The organism is Vibrio sp. E150_011, from assembly GCF_053544015.1.
In genome coordinates, this window is record NZ_JBHFOL010000001.1 from 756,434 (window position 1) to 776,905 (window position 20,472).

The 20,472-nt window shown below is 43.4% G+C and carries 13 protein-coding genes; 9 read left to right on the forward strand and 4 right to left on the reverse strand.

The window, feature by feature from the left end; translation table 11 throughout:
• Positions 1 to 9: 9 nt before the first annotated feature.
• The 3 genes from ACE1OE_RS03140 to ACE1OE_RS03150 form a co-directional block, all read right to left on the reverse strand.
• A complete protein-coding gene (locus tag ACE1OE_RS03140; protein WP_449210082.1) occupies positions 10 to 2,100 on the reverse strand; it encodes a GNAT family N-acetyltransferase in 2,091 nt (696 codons plus the stop codon).
• Between the two features lie 69 nt (positions 2,101 to 2,169).
• Complete coding sequence (locus ACE1OE_RS03145) at positions 2,170 to 3,141, reverse strand: ParB/RepB/Spo0J family partition protein (protein WP_449210083.1); 972 nt, start codon at positions 3,139 to 3,141, stop codon at positions 2,170 to 2,172.
• Positions 3,142 to 3,147: 6 nt separating this feature from the next.
• Entirely contained in the window at positions 3,148 to 4,365 is a 1,218-nt protein-coding gene (locus tag ACE1OE_RS03150; protein WP_449210084.1) for a ParA family protein, read from the reverse strand.
• 471 nt (positions 4,366 to 4,836) lie between these two features.
• Between ACE1OE_RS03150 and ACE1OE_RS03155 the strand changes: the two genes are divergently transcribed.
• From ACE1OE_RS03155 to ACE1OE_RS03185, 7 genes are all read left to right on the forward strand, one after another.
• A complete protein-coding gene (locus tag ACE1OE_RS03155; protein ID WP_449210085.1) occupies positions 4,837 to 5,613 on the forward strand; it encodes a YadA C-terminal domain-containing protein in 777 nt (258 codons plus the stop codon).
• A 1,879-nt stretch (positions 5,614 to 7,492) separates the two neighbouring features.
• Positions 7,493 to 9,463 (forward strand): replication initiator protein RctB domain-containing protein, encoded by a 1,971-nt coding sequence (locus ACE1OE_RS03160; RefSeq protein ID WP_102468855.1) that lies wholly within the window; start codon positions 7,493 to 7,495, stop codon positions 9,461 to 9,463.
• A 488-nt stretch (positions 9,464 to 9,951) separates the two neighbouring features.
• Positions 9,952 to 10,152 carry a PA3496 family putative envelope integrity protein gene (locus ACE1OE_RS03165; protein ID WP_102469091.1) on the forward strand — a complete coding sequence of 67 codons (201 nt, stop codon included), beginning with the start codon at positions 9,952 to 9,954 and terminating at the stop codon, positions 10,150 to 10,152.
• A gap of 121 nt (positions 10,153 to 10,273) precedes the next feature.
• Positions 10,274 to 10,483 carry a DUF3283 family protein gene (locus ACE1OE_RS03170; protein WP_102468854.1) on the forward strand — a complete coding sequence of 70 codons (210 nt, stop codon included), beginning with the start codon at positions 10,274 to 10,276 and terminating at the stop codon, positions 10,481 to 10,483.
• Positions 10,484 to 10,567: 84 nt separating this feature from the next.
• Positions 10,568 to 11,284, forward strand: a complete 717-nt coding sequence (locus ACE1OE_RS03175; protein ID WP_102468853.1) for a YebC/PmpR family DNA-binding transcriptional regulator — start codon at positions 10,568 to 10,570, stop codon at positions 11,282 to 11,284.
• Positions 11,285 to 11,483: 199 nt separating this feature from the next.
• A complete protein-coding gene (locus ACE1OE_RS03180) occupies positions 11,484 to 14,555 on the forward strand; it encodes an EAL domain-containing protein (RefSeq protein WP_449210086.1) in 3,072 nt (1,023 codons plus the stop codon).
• Positions 14,556 to 14,835: 280 nt separating this feature from the next.
• Positions 14,836 to 15,711 (forward strand): NAD(P)-dependent oxidoreductase, encoded by an 876-nt coding sequence (locus ACE1OE_RS03185; RefSeq protein WP_449210087.1) that lies wholly within the window; start codon positions 14,836 to 14,838, stop codon positions 15,709 to 15,711.
• A gap of 111 nt (positions 15,712 to 15,822) precedes the next feature.
• Here ACE1OE_RS03185 and ACE1OE_RS03190 read toward each other — a convergent pair whose 3' ends face one another.
• Complete coding sequence (locus tag ACE1OE_RS03190) at positions 15,823 to 16,605, reverse strand: DUF4344 domain-containing metallopeptidase (RefSeq protein ID WP_372061468.1); 783 nt, start codon at positions 16,603 to 16,605, stop codon at positions 15,823 to 15,825.
• A gap of 343 nt (positions 16,606 to 16,948) precedes the next feature.
• On the opposite strand from ACE1OE_RS03190, the gene gltS reads away from it, so the two are divergent.
• Both gltS and ACE1OE_RS03200 read left to right on the forward strand, forming a co-directional pair.
• The gene (gene gltS, locus ACE1OE_RS03195; protein WP_102468850.1) at positions 16,949 to 18,175 is read left to right on the forward strand and encodes a sodium/glutamate symporter; all 1,227 of its coding nucleotides are present in this window, start codon (positions 16,949 to 16,951) and stop codon (positions 18,173 to 18,175) included.
• A gap of 232 nt (positions 18,176 to 18,407) precedes the next feature.
• Positions 18,408 to 20,472: tandem-95 repeat protein (locus ACE1OE_RS03200; protein ID WP_449210088.1), on the forward strand; the 2,065-nt coding region annotated here is incomplete at its 3' end.

Sequence of the window (20,472 nt, forward strand, 5' to 3'; positions counted from 1 at the left end):
AGACATTCTTCACAAAGGCAATTTACACTGTAAACGTTGGATATAAGATAGTAGGTCTTTCCTGAATGCTGCTTCAGCCTGTTTCTTGCCAGCAAAACCCGCGTTCGCACAGCAATCTTTCCACGTCCAATGTAGTAGTGCTACACCAATCACAACCTTACTATCAACCATGATGCCATTTTCAACCAAACGCTGTAGAAAAGGCAATAAACCCCATCGGCAGGATTCTAACGCATTTCCACCTTTAGCGTACAACTCAAGCAACGGCGTAGTTGGAAGCGCCACTGACGACGAATAGGTTTGACTAAAAAGAGCCCACGCCAATGAAGGTTCGAGACTGCGATTGGATGAAATGAACTGGACAGGCAAACTTAACGATAAGTTATCACGACCTAGTTGCGTCCATGACGATGCACACTGACGGATCGGCTTTACCAAACCAAGACTATACGTACCACTAGACTTATCTTTCGATGCGCCTAAGCGAACAGGAGCGTAATTATTTTCAGCCCAAAACCGCAACAGTGGTTTTGTAAGACCGAAAGAAGTGGCAAGGTAATCAACCGACTCCGGCAAGAACTGCGTCAAACGCGCTAACATCTCGCTTCCTACCCCCTGCGATTGAAGCATAGGATGAACAGCAATCCTCATAATACGAGCGCAACGCTGGAGGCCTGGCTCAATTAGTCCAAGATGATTACTCAAATCACAAGGGATAAGATGCCCTTTAGGTCGAGCGCGCCCCAACATAATGTCATCGACCAGTTCCTTAGAGAGTCCGCCTTCACTATGGAGCAACACGCTACCAACGACGTTTTCATTTAGCACCATGACATACAGGCTAACGCTTTCATCATTAAGTAGCAGCATTAAGTCATTAGGAGAGGTTTGATAATGCGCGTTAACAAGCAACGAAAACGCTTGTTTCAAATGCGGACTATTACGTAACGCGTGTTTATCTTTGAAGGTATGAAACTGCCACACTGATGAAGACACGGATTCTATCGTTATATCGGGTGTTATTGATGCCATTTCACAATCGAGCAAAAATGTGTCCGCACACCAAGCCTCAAGCGGATCGCGTACAACCCAACGAATAGGTTGCTTCATCTGATATTGCTTCATACCAGGGCGATACTCTTGCAGCCAAGGAATAAACTTCAAGCTGAAGCCCCTACCACACCCCTCGTAACCATGCTCAGTGCTAGCAAAAACAACACGGTGATAGTGTTCAATAATCAATTTAAGCATTGGAACCGGTATGGCGGCGGCTTCATCAACCAAAAGCAAATCACAATCAGGCAACTGTTCCAATAGGTCATCAGGAGAAATGAAGGCCAATACAGAATGGTTATCTGCGCAAATGGTCCCGTTCCCGACATTAGCATCACCCTGAATTGTTGAAGATTGGGCGTGTTCGAAAATAGGTAACACCGCATTTTTACTTGGCGCGGTAACTAAAATGCGCTTGTTGGGCTCACATAATATTTTTTTAGCCGCTAAACCGAGAGCGCTACTCTTCCCACGCCCGCGATCTGCAGTCAACACTAATGGACGCTTTCTATGCCCGGTCAACACTTTCTCAACCAATAAGATTGCCGAATGTTGCTCAACAAAACGCGTGTTTGCATCTTCAAAGGTCAAGGCTTCATAGCGGCGATGCCAATCAGCATCGTTGATAAAACTAGCGTCAGACTGCTTCAGCAAAGGTAACTTCAAGATGTGATTTTTGATCCAGGGTTGCAGTTGATTGAGGTCGCTGCAGATAAACACCAAAACCCCTCCACCGATGACACTTCCAACTGCGGCATTGAAACTATTGGCGTCAAAGTTATCGTTAAGGTCCACAACCAAGAGGTGATTTTCACGCCCAAGAAGCTGACGTCCTTGGTGACTAGAATAATAGTTTGTTCCACTTAGGGGAACGCCGCCCAACTGACAACGAGCATCAATGGCAACACTCGCCATCAATTGATTAAGCTGGGTTTGAGCCCAAGAGGTAGAACCCTCAAATACAACAACACCACGAGCGAAACGTTGTTTCGCGGCGTTAATAAGTGAACAGAGAGATTGAGAAAGACTTGATTCAATGTGAGACATAGTTATGTAATTCAAATGAGGCTATGTCTATACTAGCAAAAAAATACCCCGCTTGAGCGGGGTATTTTATCAATGCAATTTTGACTTAATAAACGCCAATATTTCATCCATCGTTTGGTCATCGATTTTTTTAAGATTAAGCGCCAAATTTGGACCCTTACGGCTATAAGATGCTCTTCCCTTCACCAAATCAGTTTTGCTAACTTTCGCTCGTTTTGGCGGGACCAGTTCATGCATCCAGTGCTCTAATGTTTCAGACACATCTTTCGTTATTCGCGCGACGCCATGTGCTGAACTTTGTTGCCATACATAACCGTCTGACCCTCGACAGCGTCCAATCAAGGTCAATTGATTTTCATCACCCAGCTCATTAAATTGCTTGTGCAGTTTCACAATGGTTGGTCGACCAAGGTCACTAACGTTCGGGTAAGCTTGAAGTAATTCAAGAGGTAAATCAGCCGCCTTTAATGCACCACTGACAAGTGCTTCGCTGCACTGAAACATTTTTGCCAGTGCTTTTTGGTCGTCTGCTTCACCGTTATCCAGCTTCGCTTGCATCTCCTTGCCCTTCTCGTAAAGAGACAAAGGCTTATGTGCGTTCGCGACGTCAGAAAGAAACTTAGCGTGATTACCATTGATATTATTAGCGACATAAATCAGGAACTCTTGATTAGCAATGATGCACGACATTCGACGTCGGCTGCCATCAAGCACTTCGATACTTCCGTCTTCTTGACGGCGACCTACCGCTGGGTACTGTTGCCCTTTATCGCGTAACGTAGCAAGCACGTCTGACAAGGCATGTTCATTAAGAAACGACTGCTCACGTGCATTTTCTTGAAAAACAAAAGTAGAAGATTCAATCTTATCGGCTGGAATTCGAATAAGTTCGAATGAAACAAGATCTTCTCCGGCAACCGCAAGTTCAATGACTTGCGCTTGTTCTTTTGCGGCAGTCTGAGCTTCCTGAGGTGTTGAGGCTCGGCGTTTATTTGCCTTACCAAATAATTTTGCATTCAGATCAGAAGTTTTAATCGCCATGTTCTATTACCCTTGATTCAGTGAAGCCCAGTTACTATGTAATACTCTTTCTAATTCTAGTGCACTTTTTTGCACGGCATCTTGAGCGGTTGCCAAGGTTTTCTTCCCTCCCTCAAAATCAGAGGCGGTCAAGTCAAACACGGTACTGTAAGTGTCTGCACAGGTTTCAAAGGCTCGACTTCTTGGAATTGTCGCCATCATGACCTGATCGCCCAACAAATAATTCATCTCTGTGAGAACCGATACTTGTTTTTTATTGTCATCTTCAAAAATGGTCGGCATTAATCGAACGAACTCTAAGCCCTTCCAATCTTCAGGAAACATCTCATAAACCGTTGGCAAATGTTGAAAGAAGTTAACCGTAGATGCCCAGTCTAAACGTTTCGCCGCACATGGAATAAGCAGCGCATTAGACGCGTACATTGCGTTCCATACCAACGGATCGACGTGCGGACCGGTATCGATCATAATGACATCAAAGTCATCAGCAATTTTATCAATTAACTGCTCTTTAAGAAGCTTCACAATATCAAGAGATTGATTTTGTGATAGGTCTTGCCACGCTTCAGCATTAAACATGGCATCTTCGGGGAATGCCGAAATGGTTTTTAAATTTGGATACTGGGTTGGCAGCAGAACATTTTTACGTAAAAAATCGATATCGATATCGGTATCTTCAGGTACATTTTCCAGCATGATATCGACGGCAGAATAAATATTGTCATGCTCAGAGGAGCTAATTTGAGGATTTAAGAAAAGCCTAAGCGACCCCTGTGGATCCAAATCAATAAGACAAATACGATAACGCTTTTCTAAATTCAATGCTAAGCAGGCAGCCAGATGCACTGCGCTCATCGATTTTCCTGTACCACCCTTTTGATTCTGAACATTAATAACCCAAGGCTTATTTTCTTGGCTATTTTTTCGTTCATGGAATTTAGGGACGGCAGCCGCATCCATTAACATATGGGCTTCTTGCAACGAAATCGAATAATGGTTGGCATTATTCTTAGTAAATTGATGGCCACTTGCCTCCAGTTTACCAATCGCATCATCGAGTTTTCGACGGGTCAAACCAGAACGAGTTTCCATCATCGCTTTAGACATTGGAGGAAAATGTTCGTCGCTGCGCTCTTCTAACACAAGTTCGATACGGTCTGCCTGCACTTGTTGAGTCAGTTCAGCCAGTCGGTAAAGATTATTTATCGTTTGCTCTCTTTTCATACCTAAGTCCGGTCAAGTAATCCAAATTAAATTACGTACAGCAATATCCTACATTTTCACAAAAAAGCTGTCCATACATTTAATGTCATTCCTTACACTTATTTAGGCTATACATTGTCAAGTTGTGATATTAGGCAATTCCTTGAACGAAAACTCGGATTAAACCGACCACCCCTTTCTTCGACAGCAGCATAGGTAATCATTTTGTTGAGTGGCTTATTGGCAGCTAATAATACCGGCACTTGAGCGGACATTGGGGAATTGACGACGCAGAGATAGAACACGGACAAATATGGTAAATCAAGAATGAAATCATTCATTCCATTTTTACCATTCGAGCAGTTAATGGTACCTAATTACATAAATTACGAAGCAGCAGGTAGAGTCCACACCAAGCCAACGGGAAGAATCCTGGAGGTAATTTTAGACTATGGATGGCCGCGAATTTAACAATATACAGGCGATTAACAAATGAATAAATCTACTCTAGCAATGACACTTTTCGCAACGATTACAAGTGCCGCGGCTATGGCAAGCAACCAAGGTGTTGACCATCAAGCCCGCAGCGTAGCAGACCGTGCCCACGAACGCATCAACGATGTTGAAGATGAGCTAAAGGTAATCGACGAAGACCTACATAATGGTGAGCGCCGCATTAAGGAGCTGGAAAAAACTAATACCGGCTCACGGGAAACTGAACGCCGCTCACACCGCAATACTACAGACATACAAAAAATCAAAGCTGATAACGCTCAAGCCGAAAAAGAGTACAAAGAAGAAGCAGAAAAAAATGATCGCCAAGCGCGAGACGTAATCGGTGGCATAAACGATGCTGGTAAAAACTTAGAGTCTGACGTTAAAAGTGAATTCGGCAAAACGTATTCTAAAATAGATAACAACGCACACAACATTAGCCAAAACAGCGCCAAAATCGACCAAAACAGCGAGCGTATTGATGGCCTAGAGCAAAGCATCAAAGCACAGGGAGAAGAAATGCGCGAGCGCTATGATGGAGTGAAGGCAACAATGCATGCTGTAACCAACGCACGACCAGTAGCATACGATGTAGGTTCTTTTGCGGTCGGTGCCGGGATAGGTGCGGCAGGTAGCAAGCAAGCGGTAGCTCTCGGCGGTGCATATCGATTTGATGAAAACTGGTCAGGCTCATTCACTGTATCTCACGAAACGGCAGGCAAGCAGACAAAAGCTGACACCTCAGCAGGTGTAGGCGCACAGTACAACTTCTAATTTTGTTGCCTCGAAAAGGTCACTAGACCACCCGCATATAAGCCTCCAGTTTGGGAGACTTATATGCGGGTGATTACATCTATGGCACTAGTTGTCTTAAATTGTCCTGTTCTACAAAGACAGTGACAGGACGAAAAGAGATTCCTCACGGCCCTAACGGCCTAAATGAAACCGTTGTAATTGCCGTCCATGATCAAGAATTATAATTTGCAAACGTACTAGTACAACCATGCCGCTGGCAATGCCCACAACCCTAATGGTGGTTGACGTTGAAAGATACAGTGCTTATCAGCACATCATACTCACTGACAACCAATTCCTAGCCACACTTCCGGTTCAAATACCTACCCAATATAACCACCGACGATGAGTTCGATCTATTTGGAGGTAACCCAATTAGGGTGACTTTATCTAGCTATCGACAAAAAATGGACGCGCAGTAATTTCTTGATACTTTCAACTCTGAATTATTGGCCTAATTAGGTTATCAACTCACCAGCAAGCAAACACGTGTAATAATCAGTTTACCTAACGGGTAGTTGCGCGGTCAGTGAATCTTGAGCACTACATTGTCGACGGGTACGGATTTATAGTTGAAAAGAAGGATACCACCGCAAAATTTTTACGACACATTACAGCACTTAGTTAAATAACGACCGAGAATCGATCCAGAACGCCGCTAATCCGAACAACTCATGGTCATGCCATTGGATTACAACAAGCTACGCCCCTAGAAATGCCCACGAACCGAAAAATATTCAGATAACTCCTGAAAACGTAAATTTCATTGTGGGCGTAAGTCAAAAACAACAAAAGCACAAAAGTGTTACGGCGTCACTAATTTACAATGTAAACATACATTATATCGGAACGATTACAAAAGAGCGCTAAACTACGGCGAGTGATATTTGGAAAATAACCAATATGAATCCATAGACTAATCCACGCCACAAGATAACGAATAGAGAATTTAAGGACTTTTACCCGAGGACTTTCATTAGCCAGTAACTAATCTAAATAACAGCAAGGAAGACTATGTGGGAAATATGATCAAGGTAAGCCGCAACATAGAAGTATGAAAGTCGTCACTTCAGACGCATGATCAAGGAAAAAAAACGGGCCTCTCAGTAAAACCAGAGTATTAGATTATGATCTAAACATTGGAAGAATGATCAAGTGATATTCTTGACCGGAAGCATGTTAACATTCAACTAAACTACGGTAGATGCTCGGTTGAATAAGGGCTTTGAGTGAACATTGCTCATGCAGAACGGCAATTGAAATACATTAGTCGCACTTTTACAAGCATGATCATCGTTCCGTTACATTACTGGCAAGACGGTCCCCCATCACTTTCTCGTCCAAATGAATGTCATAAACTGAATTGCATTGTAAAATGATTAAAAAACCACCAAAGATGCTATCTTTATTTGATAAGCCTCATCATCTTGATCATGCTTCCATGTGTTTTTTACGATATCTATAGGGCAAAGAACCGTATTTCAAATAAAGATCTCAACAAGTTGTGGATAACTTCATTTTCCCTCTTGATCATGCCTCCCGGTTGTAATGATCATGCTTTCCTTTTTATCATGATCATAGATTCACTTTGTAATGATCATGCTTTCAAATAATAATGATCATCGTTTCGGTGGACTCCTGATCATGCTTCCATCTAGGCTAAAATATAAACCTACAATAACAAGAACTTACAAGCAAAAGTGCCGCCAGATCATTAGATCACTTAATCATATTAGATCAGTATTATCAGATAGATCATAATAATAAAAACCTAAAAATAATCCTTTCTTTATGATCTGTTTTTCTTTATTCTTTGGAACAATATCGGAATTACGGATAGTGTGATATAGATCTAATCATGAGTGACCATAAAAAAGTTTTGATCAAGCTACCAAGAGATCACAAAGGGGGCCACCTCTTTGAAATTACCGAAGCGTCCGTTGATTGGATCGAGCAATACCAACATTTCAAAGGTGTTACCAAAAGCATTCTTGAATTACTTAATTTGATTTCATTGCGTGGATTTAGTTCTAAAGACGGTTATGTGTCTACAACTGAATTGATCAATGCTACAGATGGTAAACTGACTCGCGCGGCAATACAGCAAAGGCTACGTGCTGCTGTGGGTATAGGTCTTTTTACCCAACTTCCCGTTAAATTTGAGGAAGGCCTTGCTGGTAAAACCATGCTCCATCGATTTATTAACCCTAATCAACTCGTGTCCGTTTTGGGTGCCACAAGCTTGATTACAGAGTCGGTGAAGCAATCTGAAAAGCAAAAGAAATCGAAGGCACTTGCACAAACTCAAGTCAATAAGCGATTGCTTAATGAACATGGTCTTTACACACCACCAGCAATGCGTGACGAAGCGGACCAGTTTATTGTTTCACCAACAAACTGGGCAGGGATCATTGATCAAGCGTTAGCACCACCGAGAACGCGAAAAAGCTATCAAAAATCGATGGTTTCAATCTCTGGAACTCGTGCTGTTATTGAAACAAGATCATCTAAAAATATCATGACTGTTGATGATCTCATGACGTTATTTGCATTATTTACTTTGACGGTTCAGTACCATGATCATCATCATGAAGAGTATCAACTTGATGCGAAACATGTACCCAATAAAACACCCCTTTACATTACCGACATACTGGCATTAAGAGGTAAAAAAGATAGTGGCCCGGCACGTGATTCTATTCGTGATAGCATCGATAGAATTGAATTTACAGACTTTCAGCTACATGAACTTACGGGTCGCTGGTTAAGTGAGAACATGCCAGAAGGTTTTAAAAGTGACCGTTTTCGGTTTATTGCTCGAACGATAACTGCCTCTGAAGAAGCACCACGTGAAGGGGCTGATGGCGAGATTAAAATCAAACCAAATTTGTACATTTTGGTTTGGGAGCCTTCGTTCTATGAAGAGCTCCTCACTCGAGATTACTTCTTCTTGTTCCCTCCAGAAATTTTGAAGCAACATACGTTGGTGTTCCAGCTTTACTCCTACTTTCGTAGCCGTATGGCTCGACGTCATACCGACTGTCTGCTGCTATCCGAATTAAATCAAAAACTAAGCCGTAACATTGAGTGGCGGCGTTTTTCGATGGATCTTCTTCGAGAACTGAGACGATTAGGTGAAGATCAACAAACGGAAATAGAGTTTGATGTAAATCTATGGGGTTATCACCTGACGTTAACGTGTCTTGATCCTTCTGCTAAGCTCCCAGACTATCAAGTCGACATACGTTGCGATGTTGAGGAAGTACTTCGCTATTCACGAGCGAGAACGACGAATGCCGGTAAGCGGAATATGGCTCCAACCCTACCTAACCCACTTCGTCATGAATTAGTCAGTCGCAAACAATTGGACGAGTTGTCGTCGATCATCGATGGTGAGTTTGAACCCATTCAGCGTAAATCACCATCTCCGAAAGGTAATTTGGGTCGCAGAGTGAAGCAGCGTAAACACCTTGTTGAAATTAACGCGGATGAAATTACGATAGTCCTATCCAAATATACTTCACCAGAGGCTCTAGAACGCAGTATAACGGCTTTGTCGGCTATGACTGGACATCCACTAGCGTCAATCAAACAAGAGTGTTCTGAATTGATGGAGAAGCTTGATTGGTTGCGTGTCGACGGTAATGTGATCCCATACGAAACATTGAGTGAAGTGGTCGAGTCGTATAACTCACGACAAGAGAATAAACACTTGTCTATTGAAAGGCTGATTTCTGCATTAGCGGTACGTAAGAAAATTTGCAAGAGTGTGTATCAGGGTAAGGTTGATGAGACGGTATTTCGTGTGTTGGACGAAGTCTCTATCTAGTTATTGTACTCGAGACAATGATTTGTCTAGAAGCGCACAGAACGCTGACAGAGCATTGACAAAAGAAGGCAAGGTACTGGCTATTATTTATCCCGAATAGACAACCTTTTGTCCTCTCTAATGAAACATGTAGATTGGCTCATATTGTTACATTCATTCTGATATATTTTTGGCGAGTTCGTTTGAACTCGCTATTTTTTTATCTGTAGAAAATGTGTGTTGATTCGATGAGAGGTTTGGTACCAGTAGGCCATAGAGGCTAAGGAAAAAGGCTAGAAAAAGAGGGATCTAGATCACGTCGAATTTTGACAGCGTAATCCCCAGAATGTACTGCGCAATTTAGTCAAATTCAAAACTTATATTCCCCATTTTTTAACTTCTATTCAGAACTATTGAGTAAGTCACAATCTTGGCTTATTTCCCTTAACAACCCTATTTTCCTTTGCTACAGATTAGGTGTCCTAGACATGGTTTATCTGGAGGAAACAATGTCCATTAATTCTATCGACCATGATGATATGACGTCCATCACGACTAAATGGGATCACTCAGAAGAGTACACGGAAGAACCACGTCTTGCTAAGCCTGCCAAATCAGTGGAAGCAAGACGACGCATAGAAGCGTTGAGAGAAATTAAAGAAAGCGGGTTAACACTCGAGGAAGCTCGGGAGCTTGGTTTAATCCATTGATGGAACGAACGTCAAAGAGGGTGGCAATTGCCACCCTTTCGTATTTTTGATGACTTGATTTGAGTTCAACACTTCATCGGTGTTATATTCGCAGACCACCTGAACTAACCAATGAATCACTATGTCTCACAACTTATCTTTACTGCCTGCCGCAGAAAAAAACAAAGTTGAGCTGGATAAGCAGGCGTCCTATATCGTCTGGCAGCTTAAAGAGGCCAAAGCAGGTCCTGAGGCACTCAGAACTCAGCTTGAAAATATTCGTGATGACGCTGAAAAGGCGTGGTTTGAACAATGTGTAGTCAAATACAAGAAGATGATGGGTGTGTTGTGATTGTTTACATGACTTATCACAATTGATTTGCTTCCGTGATTTGATAAAATCCCCGCATTACACTGAATAAGAGAGAACATCCCGATGGGAAGAAGTTTTGAAGTGCGCAAAGCCTCTATGGCGAAAACTGCAGGCGCAAAAATTAAAGTTTATTCCAAATACGGTAAAGAAATTTACGTTAGTGCTAAAAATGGCGGTAGCGACCCAGATATGAACTTATCGCTGAAGCACCTCATTGCCAAAGCGAAAAAAGACCAAGTTCCAGCACACGTTATCGACAAAGCGTTGGACAAAGCTAACGGTGGGGGTGGTGAAGACTACCATGCTGCTCGTTACGAAGGGTTTGGCCCAGGTGGCGTTAGCGTTATCGTTGATTGTTTGACTGACAATGGCAACCGTACGTTCCAAGATGTTCGTCAGTGCTTTGTGAAAACAGGCGCTAAAATAGGCGGCCCTGGTACTGTTGCGCACATGTTTGAGCACCAAGCTGTATTCCAGTTTCAAGGTGATGACGAAGAAGCCGTATTAGAAGCACTGATGATGGCTGATGTCGATGTGGCGGATATTGAGCTAGAAGAAGGCGTTATCACTGTCTTCGCACCGAATACTGAGTTCTTTAAAGCAAAAACTGCACTCGCAGCTGAATACCCTGACCTGGTACTCGATGTAGAAGAAATCACATTTGTACCGCAAGTTCATACTACGGTTGCAGAAGAAGATGATGAGAAATTCCAAAAATTCCTCGATCTTCTTGATGACTGTGATGATGTTCAACAGGTTTATCATAACGCTGAAGCGTAATGAACGACAAGTAATATGCCGAGAAGAGCCAGTGTTTACTGGCTCTTTTTTTGTTTATATAAACAATATAATCGTCTAATTTTCGACTATTCGTCTCCTACCAAATGTGCGCTTGTTAACATTCCTCAGCACGATGGCTCCATCCTAAGTCAAAAGTTTTTTACTGTGTTTGTTATCACTCGATATGAGCAGCATGATAATGAATGTAAATCAGCATGATACATACTTAACTCCCTCGACCGTAGGGGTAATTTTGCCTATGTTGAGTGGCTTTTATATGGGAGAAATCACGAGTACATTGAGATTCCATGCTCAACGATTAGGCGTCAATCTTGTCTTTTATCGAGTGGGTCATAGACGGGATTTTGATAGCTCGTTTGCTTTTGAGCATATTGATGCGTTGCTCGTTGTGTTGCATGCTGCCGCCTATCCGTTGATTGAAAGGGCTTTGGATAAGGACATTCCCGTGCTGTCAGTTGGAGCAAGCTATGCGCCGCTTATGGTGGAACAATTGTCGAGTGATCAGGCCAGTGGGATCGCCGCTTTATACCGCCACTTAGTCGAGCTAGGTCATTCAAAGATAGGGTTTTGCGGTGACCTATCGGTTAACGACGTGCGCATGCGCTTCAAGTCGTTCCAGAGCCAGGTTAAAACGTTTCAACACGAATTTACACTAAACCAACTCTTCAATGTACGTGATGCTTCTTTGCATGGTGGAAGAATCGCGGCTAAACAGTTCTGTGAACGTAACGCTCCCTGCAGCGCTATCATTTGTGCCACTGATCATTGCGCTATCGGCTTAATGGAAATGCTGGCATTAGCCGGGGTTGAAGTTCCAAAAGAGGTCGCCGTTGTTGGAGTGGACAACATCTTTTTAGGAGAGCGATGTCATCCGACGTTAACCACTGTTGACCAAGGATTAGAACAATTGGCGCAAATGGCCATAAGAAGGCTCCTAGAGCGTGTGAATGGTGCACCGTACCAATCTGAAGTTAGCTTGCTTGCGCAGTCTTTAGTCGTGCGTGAGTCATCTGGTGAAGTCGACACCACGAGTTCTGCTCGCACAGAAGGACAACGACCCACCGATCGTCAATCGAACTCAATGTCATCACGGTCGATAAGAGCACAACTACTCTGCCATTCTGATCACTCCCCTGCTGAATTGCACGAGACGTTATACTCTCAAGGTCAGGCCGGGTTCTCTTCAATCGCTAATGCTAATTGTCTCTTTGACATGAATATAGCATGGGCAATCGACGGTTCACGTGCTAAGGGAGAATCTTTTGTTTATTCAGATAATTACATTTTGGATCGAACACCCGCCTCGAGCTTAGCCCAGCGTATTTCCCTTGAAGCTTACCCCTCCAACGATGCAACATGTTTTCCTCATCACTTCGTCATGACATTGCTGTGTGTCGCAATACCAGAAGAAAACCGTGAGCATATTCTAGCGGTGTTGGAGGATATATCTGGTTCGCCAAATCTAAGTAAATTAGCCAGCTATCACCACTACCTTGATATGTTGGCGTTGTTCCTTGAGCGTGATGCATTATTGGAAAGTGCAAAGTCTAAAGCTAAGTACTCCAGTGATCTTGCTAATCAGCTGCAGATCGTGAATAACTCTTCAAATGACGCTATCTGGGATTGGGATTTAACCTCAGATCAACTCCATTGGAACAGTCGATTATTGGATATACTGGATTTTCCGAAAGTTGAAGAATATCAAGTGTTTCCAAGCCAAGAATTTTTTAAAAGAGTTCATGCAGATGACCTTGCAGAGTTAGAAGAAAAGTTGACGAGTCATTTAGATACAAACAATACGTTTAAGGCGCAGTTTCGGTTGCAACACAGCGATGGCCGCTACTTATGGGTGTCGGCAAGCGGTCATGCGATTAGGGATGCCTATGGTCGCCCTGAACGTTTGCTTGGAGCAATGACGGATATCACCGAGCAAAAACGATCCGCAGAAAAAATACAAAGACTTGCCTATTTCGATCCTTTAACTGGTGTCGCTAACCGTCGCCGCATGACCGATACCTTGACCACACATATTAATGAGAATCAGGGGCAACCCAAAGCAATCATGCTGATGGATCTTAATCGCTTTAAGGTTGTTAATGATACCTATGGGCATGGTGTCGGTGATGCTTTGTTATGCTATGTCGCGAGTGTGCTGCAAAAAGCGGTAAGGAAAAATGACCTCATAGCGCGCTTTGGAGGTGATGAGTTCTTATTTATGTGCGATGTTGAAACCACCGCGCAAGCTTTGGAGTTGGCAGGGCGACTGCTTAGAGCCGTGGAAACACCGTTTGTTCATGATGGCATTGAGCTGCGTACTCAAGGAAGTATAGGTATTGCTTTTTATCCTCATGATGCCCTTCAGGCCGATGATTTGATAAAAAAAGCCGACATGGCAATGTATCGTGCGAAAGAATCAAAGAGTAGAAAAGCCGTACATTACAATGCGTCGATGGCAACGGAGAGCTTACGACTTATCTCTATAGAGGTACAACTTAAATCAGCGATTAAGAACGAAGTAATAGAGGTGTGGTATCAACCTATTTTAGGGGTTAATGATCAACCAACAAAGCGAGTCGAGGCTTTATCTCGCTGGAAGAATGATCAAGGTGTAGAGATCTCACCCGATGTTTTTATTAAGATCGCTGAAGAATCCGGTCAGATCAAACAACTCAGTGACTATGTACTTATGGTTGTGTGCCAAGATATGGTAAGCCGAAGTATCCCATCAGACTACATTGTGTCGATAAACCTGAGTGCTAGTCAGTTAACCCGAGCTCATTTTGCTACGCAATTTATTCAATGCATCCTGTCACATGAATTAAACCCCGAACGCTTTATCATTGATATTACGGAAACGGTAGCGATTACCGATTTAGATCAGAGTATTATCTCGTTGGGTGAGTTACGAGGAGCGGGTATTAAGGTTGCTCTTGATGATTTTGGAACCGGCTTTTCTTCGCTTTCTTTGCTTAAAAAGCTGCCGCTCGACGAGGTAAAGATTGATAAAACGTTTATACACGATCTGGACGGCAACTCAGCCAATCAAGTAATGCTAAAATCCTTAGTATTGATGTCGCATGCGTTTGGTTATCATGTTGTCGCAGAGGGCGTCGAAACAAAAGATCAGCTGCAAATTATTCAATCACTGGGTTGTGATTATGTCCAAGGCTATCTCTTTGACAAACCGATGTCGATCGAGAATTTGTCTAGTCACCTAATTGATCGATACCACGATATGTTCGTTGATTAGTCCTTGATCATGCTTCTTTGAGCGCCCGCGGATCGTCTTCTCTGATGTTGTCAGCATTGCATGTAAGTGATAGCTGCCTGTAACAATGTATACTATTTCTTATTTGCTCAAAGAAGCAATGAAACAATGCGTTAGTGATTCCTCGAAGGTTTTCGTGTAAAAACAACACTTGCTGACGGTAATTTGAGTTTTGGTATCGTGATTTTCTGTTCGTAACACATCATCACAATGCAACGTACCTATTAGCAATAACCTACCTATTAGAAATAAGGAAGAGACAATGAAGGTGAGTTTTATTGGCCTTGGCGTTATGGGTTACCCAATGGCAGGGCACTTAGCAACATCAGGTTTTGAGGTGACGGTTTATAATCGAACAACAGAAAAAGCACAACGTTGGACGAGTGAATACAACGGGAATTATGCAGAAACGGTCGCAGAGTGCGTAAAAGACGCTGATGTCGTGGCGGTATGCGTGGGGAATGATGACGATGTACGTCAAATGACCATTGCCGAAAACGGCGCACTAGCTGCCATGAAGCCGGGTGCAATTCTTATCGATCACACAACCACATCGGCACAACTTGCCGAAGAGTTAGGGGCTGCTGCCGCAGCATCTAGTATTCAGTTTATGGATGCTCCTGTATCTGGTGGACAAGCTGGCGCAGAAAATGGTGTATTGACGATTATGTGCGGTGGTAGTGACGCTATTTTCTCTAAGCTGCAACCAGTATTTAACGCTTATGGTAAATCCTCCGTTCTTATGGGGGCGATTGGGCAAGGCCAACGAGCAAAAATGGTCAATCAAGTTTGTATTGCAGGCGTGTTGACTGGGTTATCTGAAGGTCTGCTTTTGGCTCAAAAGAGTGGTCTCGATATACCATCGTTAGTCGATTGCTTAAAGAACGGTGCTGCTGGATCTTGGCAAATGGAAAATCGTGCTAACACAATGGCACAAGATAAATTTGACTTTGGTTTTGCTATTGATTGGATGATTAAAGATTTAGGTTTTTGTCTTGATGAAGCATCCCGTCAAGGAATCACCTTACCTTTGACTCAGCAATCTATCGAGCGCTATCGTGACCTATCAGAGCAAGGTGAAGGCCGTTCAGATACCTCTGTACTGTTTAAAGCGGTGAAAAAACAAGCGACATCATAATTTTACACTGTAAACTTACACTGTAAAATTATGATGTAAAAACAAAACAAGAAACAGAGGTACGAGTGGATATCACTTTCGTACCTTTGTCTATTTGGACGACTACCATGGCTATGATTCTTCTTCGGTAGGCTCCTCTATTTGCAGAACATAACGCCAGTTCTCATCAATCTGCATAAAGGTCTGTACGCATACTTCTTTTCTTTCATCTCGGTAATCTTGTTCTACCTCATCGAGAAGCGTTGGGTATTGTTCAGGGTTGCTGCCGTATACAAGGCACAGCGCGCTAAAATACCTTTGTAAGTCAAAGCTATGTTCGCCGATATATTCAGAAATATCATAGTACTCAGGACGACTTTCTGATTCGAATGAAAACATGTCAGCAGCGCTGATAACGGCATCAGCCCCACCTTCCACATAATTAATCATTAACACCGCGGCAAAGTTATCGACGGCATCTTCTTCTTTACCGAGAATTGGAATGCGTTGGTCAGCAATGTAAGCATGACCAATTTCATGGAGGAGGGTGTGTAACATGACATCCACCGCCCCTTGAGAAGCGGGTTTGCCAAACTTCTTTTCGTACTTGTGTTTTAGAAAGTAGTTGAGCGAATCGATATAAAATTGGTAAGGGATGAGGATTTGATGCTGTTGTGGGTCATAGAGTGGTCCGTCGTCTGCGCCATAAGTAATCGTGAGTGCTTGGTCAAATTTGAAATACGATTGAGATAATTCAGAGACGAGATCATCCAACTCACTCTCTTGCAACGCTTGTTGCGCTTGTTTATCTGTCGTGCTAGTTGCTGGATTGTATTCAAAATTGATTGCAGAGAATCCATTGCTGGAAAAAGCAAGTGTGAGTAATCCGATTACGAGAGTTGACTTCATTTTCATTCATTCCTTCCTTGTCCTGAATTGTCGACCATTAGGATTAAAGTATGTCGTGTGCTATAATCCTTCGCCTAAAACTCACGTTGTGTAGTGATTTTTTGCCTATTTTGTCTCGCTCAGTATAGACGGTTTTTTGATTAACTCGATGTTTATCAGACCAAAAGTCATCTTATATGTCAGTATCTTGAGTTCAAATCGCACCCTAAATTTACAAACTGGATTGACCCTAACAAGGTTGTTTGGTGATGTTGTTATTGTCGCTATTTATCCTAAATTGTTACTACACGTACATAAATTAGCCTAACCTCATTAAGGAAGATGAGCGATAAGTATACAAAGAGGTTATATGAACAACACTATCTCTGTTGGAACATTAGAATCCTTCTTGATCGCAATCAGCGTTCTTTTTCTCGGACACCTGATCAACAGTAAATTACCCGCCTTAAAAAAATACAACATCCCAGAGCCGATTGTCGGCGGTCTGATTGTTGCTTTTATCATCACCATTATGCATTTTAATGGCATCAATTTAGAGTTTTCATTACCGTTACAAAAAACGTTTATGCTGATGTTTTTTAGTACGGTCGGGCTCGCTGCGAACTACACTCAGTTGCTAAAAGGTGGGGCAAAAGTATTCTTGTTCTTGGCGGTCGCCTCAGCTTACATCATTGTCCAAAACGCTGTTGGTGTGGGTATGGCGAGTGCACTTGGCTTAGAACCTATTATGGGGTTAATCGCCGGTTCTATTACGTTATCCGGTGGTCACGGTACCGGGGCCGCTTGGGCGCAAACCTTCACCGACACCTTTGGAATTGAGAATACCCTTGAGATTGCCATGGCATCGGCCACATTTGGTTTAATTATTGGCGGTATTATCGGTAGTCCAGTGGCACAACGACTTATCGACAAGAACAACTTTGAGTCGGAATACGGCCGCGGCAACGATACACATGAACGTTTCCCTGAGCTTGTGACTTATAATGAATACGAAAAAGACCGAGTTACAGCTAAAAAAGTCATTGAGATGCTGTTTATTTTATTACTCTGTGTCACTGGTGCTAAGTATTTGCATGAATGGGTTAATAGCTTTGAAGTCTCGTGGTTGATGATCCCAGACTTTGTTTATGCCTTGTTCATTGGGGTATTTATTACCAATGTGTGCGAAGTCTCGAAATCGTATAAAGTCGATGCGGAAACCATCGATATTCTTGGGACGGTATCATTGTCGTTGTTTCTTGCAATGGCGTTAATGAGCCTGCAACTATGGAATATTTTCGATTTGGCGATCCCGTTTTTGATTATTCTTGCTGTTCAATCTGTTATTTTGGGGTGCTTTGCTTATTACGTGACATTCCGAGTGATGGGTAAAAATTATGACGGAGCCGTGATTGCCGGTGGACACTGTGGTTTTGGTTTAGGCGCGACACCAACGGCGGTCATGAATATGGGGTCAATTGTTAATCGTTTTGGACCATCACCACAAGCGTTTATGGTGGTTCCTATTGTAGGGGCGTTCTTTATTGATATCGTTAACCTCATCATCATTCAGGGTTTCATTACCGTAATAGGTTGAATACTGAAACTGCTTAAAAAAAGTCTCGCAATTGCGAGACTTTTTTCGTTTTTGAGACAATACAAAAAAACATGGAAGAATAGTTTCAATTAGATGAATGCTCTGGTATCTAAATGTAATGCAAATGTAGGTTTTTTGGTTCACCTGCAGTTAAAAACATTATATATAGAGTTAGCTAGGTCTGAATACGACGTTATTTCCGAAAGCAGGGAAGTAACACAAGGAGTAAGTCATGAGTGTATTGTCTCTAATTGGATTGGTGCAAGTTTCTGGTACGTTGGTGCTTGATAGCGCGGGTAAGCTAGCGTTGCTACCTGAAGGGGTCGCTCCTAGAGTCGGTGATGTAATCATTGATGTATTAGAAAATGCTGAGATTGAGAATGAATTATCAGTTCAATTGATCCAAGAAGATGGTTCTGGTCAAAATATTGTTGCACCAGAGTTGGATGCAGAGCAAATTATCGCCCAAATTGAAGCGGGTGATGACCCTTCCGAGAATCAAGAACAAGCTCCTGCTGCTGGTGAGCTGCAAGGATCAAGTCTCATCGCTTCAGGCAGCCTTCTTCGTGAAAACGCTCAGACAATTGCACAGACCCAATTTGATACAACAGGCCTTGAAGCACAAGGGCTTAACCGGACCCAATCCCTCGTGTTGCTTCAATTTCTAAGCAACTCTGCACCTGTTACCTTTAATCAGTTCAGAAATTTCGACGAAGAGTCGCAAGACAACTTGTTGTCTTTGGCACTACCAACGGATGCGAACAATGACCAATTGACAATCAGGGTCACCTCACTTCCGTTGCTTGGCGCGATTACGCTGGGGGACGGCTCTGAAGTTTCTGTCGGTGATGAGCTAACACTAAACGAGCTCGCTAACCTTCAGTATGACGCACCGTCAGATTATCAAGACGGCGAAGAGGTAGGTAGCCTTGATTATACTGTTGATGATGGACGAGATGCACCCAACTCAGTTCAGTCTGGTGGTGTCGAGATAACACTCAATGAGGTTAACGACGCTCCTGTCGCCTATGACGATGGTGTTAATACGGACGAAGATTCTGTTTTAAATGGTGTGCTTCCTGAGGCAACGGACGTTGACGGCACTGTTAACGCTTATGCTTTGCTTAATGATATTCCTGAGGATAAAGGTGATTTAACCTTTAATGCTGATGGTACGTATTCCTTCAATCCTGGTAATGACTTTCAACAACTGACCGATGGTCAAACTGAAGACGTGACCTTTACTTACGTTGCGATTGATAACGAAGGGCTCTCAAGTGAGCCACAAACCATCACCATCACGGTGACGGGTACCAATGACAAACCGGTGGCGGTGCCAGCGGATGAAATGACCAACGAAGACACGTCGATCACCCGTGATGTACCGCAAGGCTCTGATGTCGATGGCACTGTGGCGTCGTACGCCTTGGCGACGGATGTTCCAGATGGAAAAGGCAGCCTAAGTTTCAACAATGGCACCTATACCTTTGATCCAGGTGAGGACTTCCAAGACCTGACTAATGGTCAAACTGAAGATGTGACCTTTACCTACGTTGCCATTGATAACGAAGGGCTCTCAAGTGAGCCACAAACCATCACCATCACGGTGACGGGTACGAACGACAAACCGGTGGCGTTGCCAGCGGATGAAATGACCAACGAAGACACCTCGATCACTCGTGATGTACCGGAAGCCTCTGATGTGGATGGCACTGTCGCGTCTTACGCTTTAGCGACCGATGTTCCAGACGGAAAAGGCAGCCTGAGCTTCAACAATGGCACCTATACCTTTGAGCCAGGTGAGGACTTCCAAGGCCTGACCGATGGTCAAACTGAAGACGTGACCTTTACTTACGTTGCGATTGATAACGAAGGGCTCTCAAGTGCGCCACAAACCATCACCATCACGGTGACGGGTACCAATGACAAACCGGTGGCGTTGCCAGCGGATGAAATGACCAACGAAGACACGTCGATAACCCGTGACGTACCGGAAGGCTCTGACGTCGATGGCACTGTCGCGTCTTACGCCTTGGCGACCGATGTTCCAGATGGAAAAGGGTCATTGAGCTTCAACAATGGCACCTATACGTTCAACCCTGGCAACGACTTCCAGGGTCTGACTGACGGTCAATCTGAAAACGTGACCTTCACCTACGTTGCCATTGATAACGAAGGTTTGGCGAGCGAGCCACAAACCATCACCATCACGGTGACGGGTACCAATGACAAACCGGTGGCGCTGCCAGCGGATGAAATGACCGATGAAGACACGTCGATAACCCGTGACGTACCGG

Bases quoted from the DNA above. Each gene is read 5' to 3' on its own strand.
- ACE1OE_RS03140 (WP_449210082.1), bottom strand. From the start codon at position 2,100: ATGTCTCACATTGAATCAAGTCTTTCTCAATCTCTCTGTTCACTTATT.
- ACE1OE_RS03145 (WP_449210083.1), bottom strand. From the start codon at position 3,141: ATGGCGATTAAAACTTCTGATCTGAATGCAAAATTATTTGGTAAGGCA.
- ACE1OE_RS03150 (WP_449210084.1), bottom strand. From the start codon at position 4,365: ATGAAAAGAGAGCAAACGATAAATAATCTTTACCGACTGGCTGAACTG.
- ACE1OE_RS03155 (WP_449210085.1), top strand. From the start codon at position 4,837: ATGAATAAATCTACTCTAGCAATGACACTTTTCGCAACGATTACAAGT.
- ACE1OE_RS03160 (WP_102468855.1), top strand. From the start codon at position 7,493: ATGAGTGACCATAAAAAAGTTTTGATCAAGCTACCAAGAGATCACAAA.
- ACE1OE_RS03165 (WP_102469091.1), top strand. From the start codon at position 9,952: ATGTCCATTAATTCTATCGACCATGATGATATGACGTCCATCACGACT.
- ACE1OE_RS03170 (WP_102468854.1), top strand. From the start codon at position 10,274: ATGTCTCACAACTTATCTTTACTGCCTGCCGCAGAAAAAAACAAAGTT.
- ACE1OE_RS03175 (WP_102468853.1), top strand. From the start codon at position 10,568: ATGGGAAGAAGTTTTGAAGTGCGCAAAGCCTCTATGGCGAAAACTGCA.
- ACE1OE_RS03180 (WP_449210086.1), top strand. From the start codon at position 11,484: ATGAATGTAAATCAGCATGATACATACTTAACTCCCTCGACCGTAGGG.
- ACE1OE_RS03185 (WP_449210087.1), top strand. From the start codon at position 14,836: ATGAAGGTGAGTTTTATTGGCCTTGGCGTTATGGGTTACCCAATGGCA.
- ACE1OE_RS03190 (WP_372061468.1), bottom strand. From the start codon at position 16,605: ATGAAAATGAAGTCAACTCTCGTAATCGGATTACTCACACTTGCTTTT.
- gltS (WP_102468850.1), top strand. From the start codon at position 16,949: ATGAACAACACTATCTCTGTTGGAACATTAGAATCCTTCTTGATCGCA.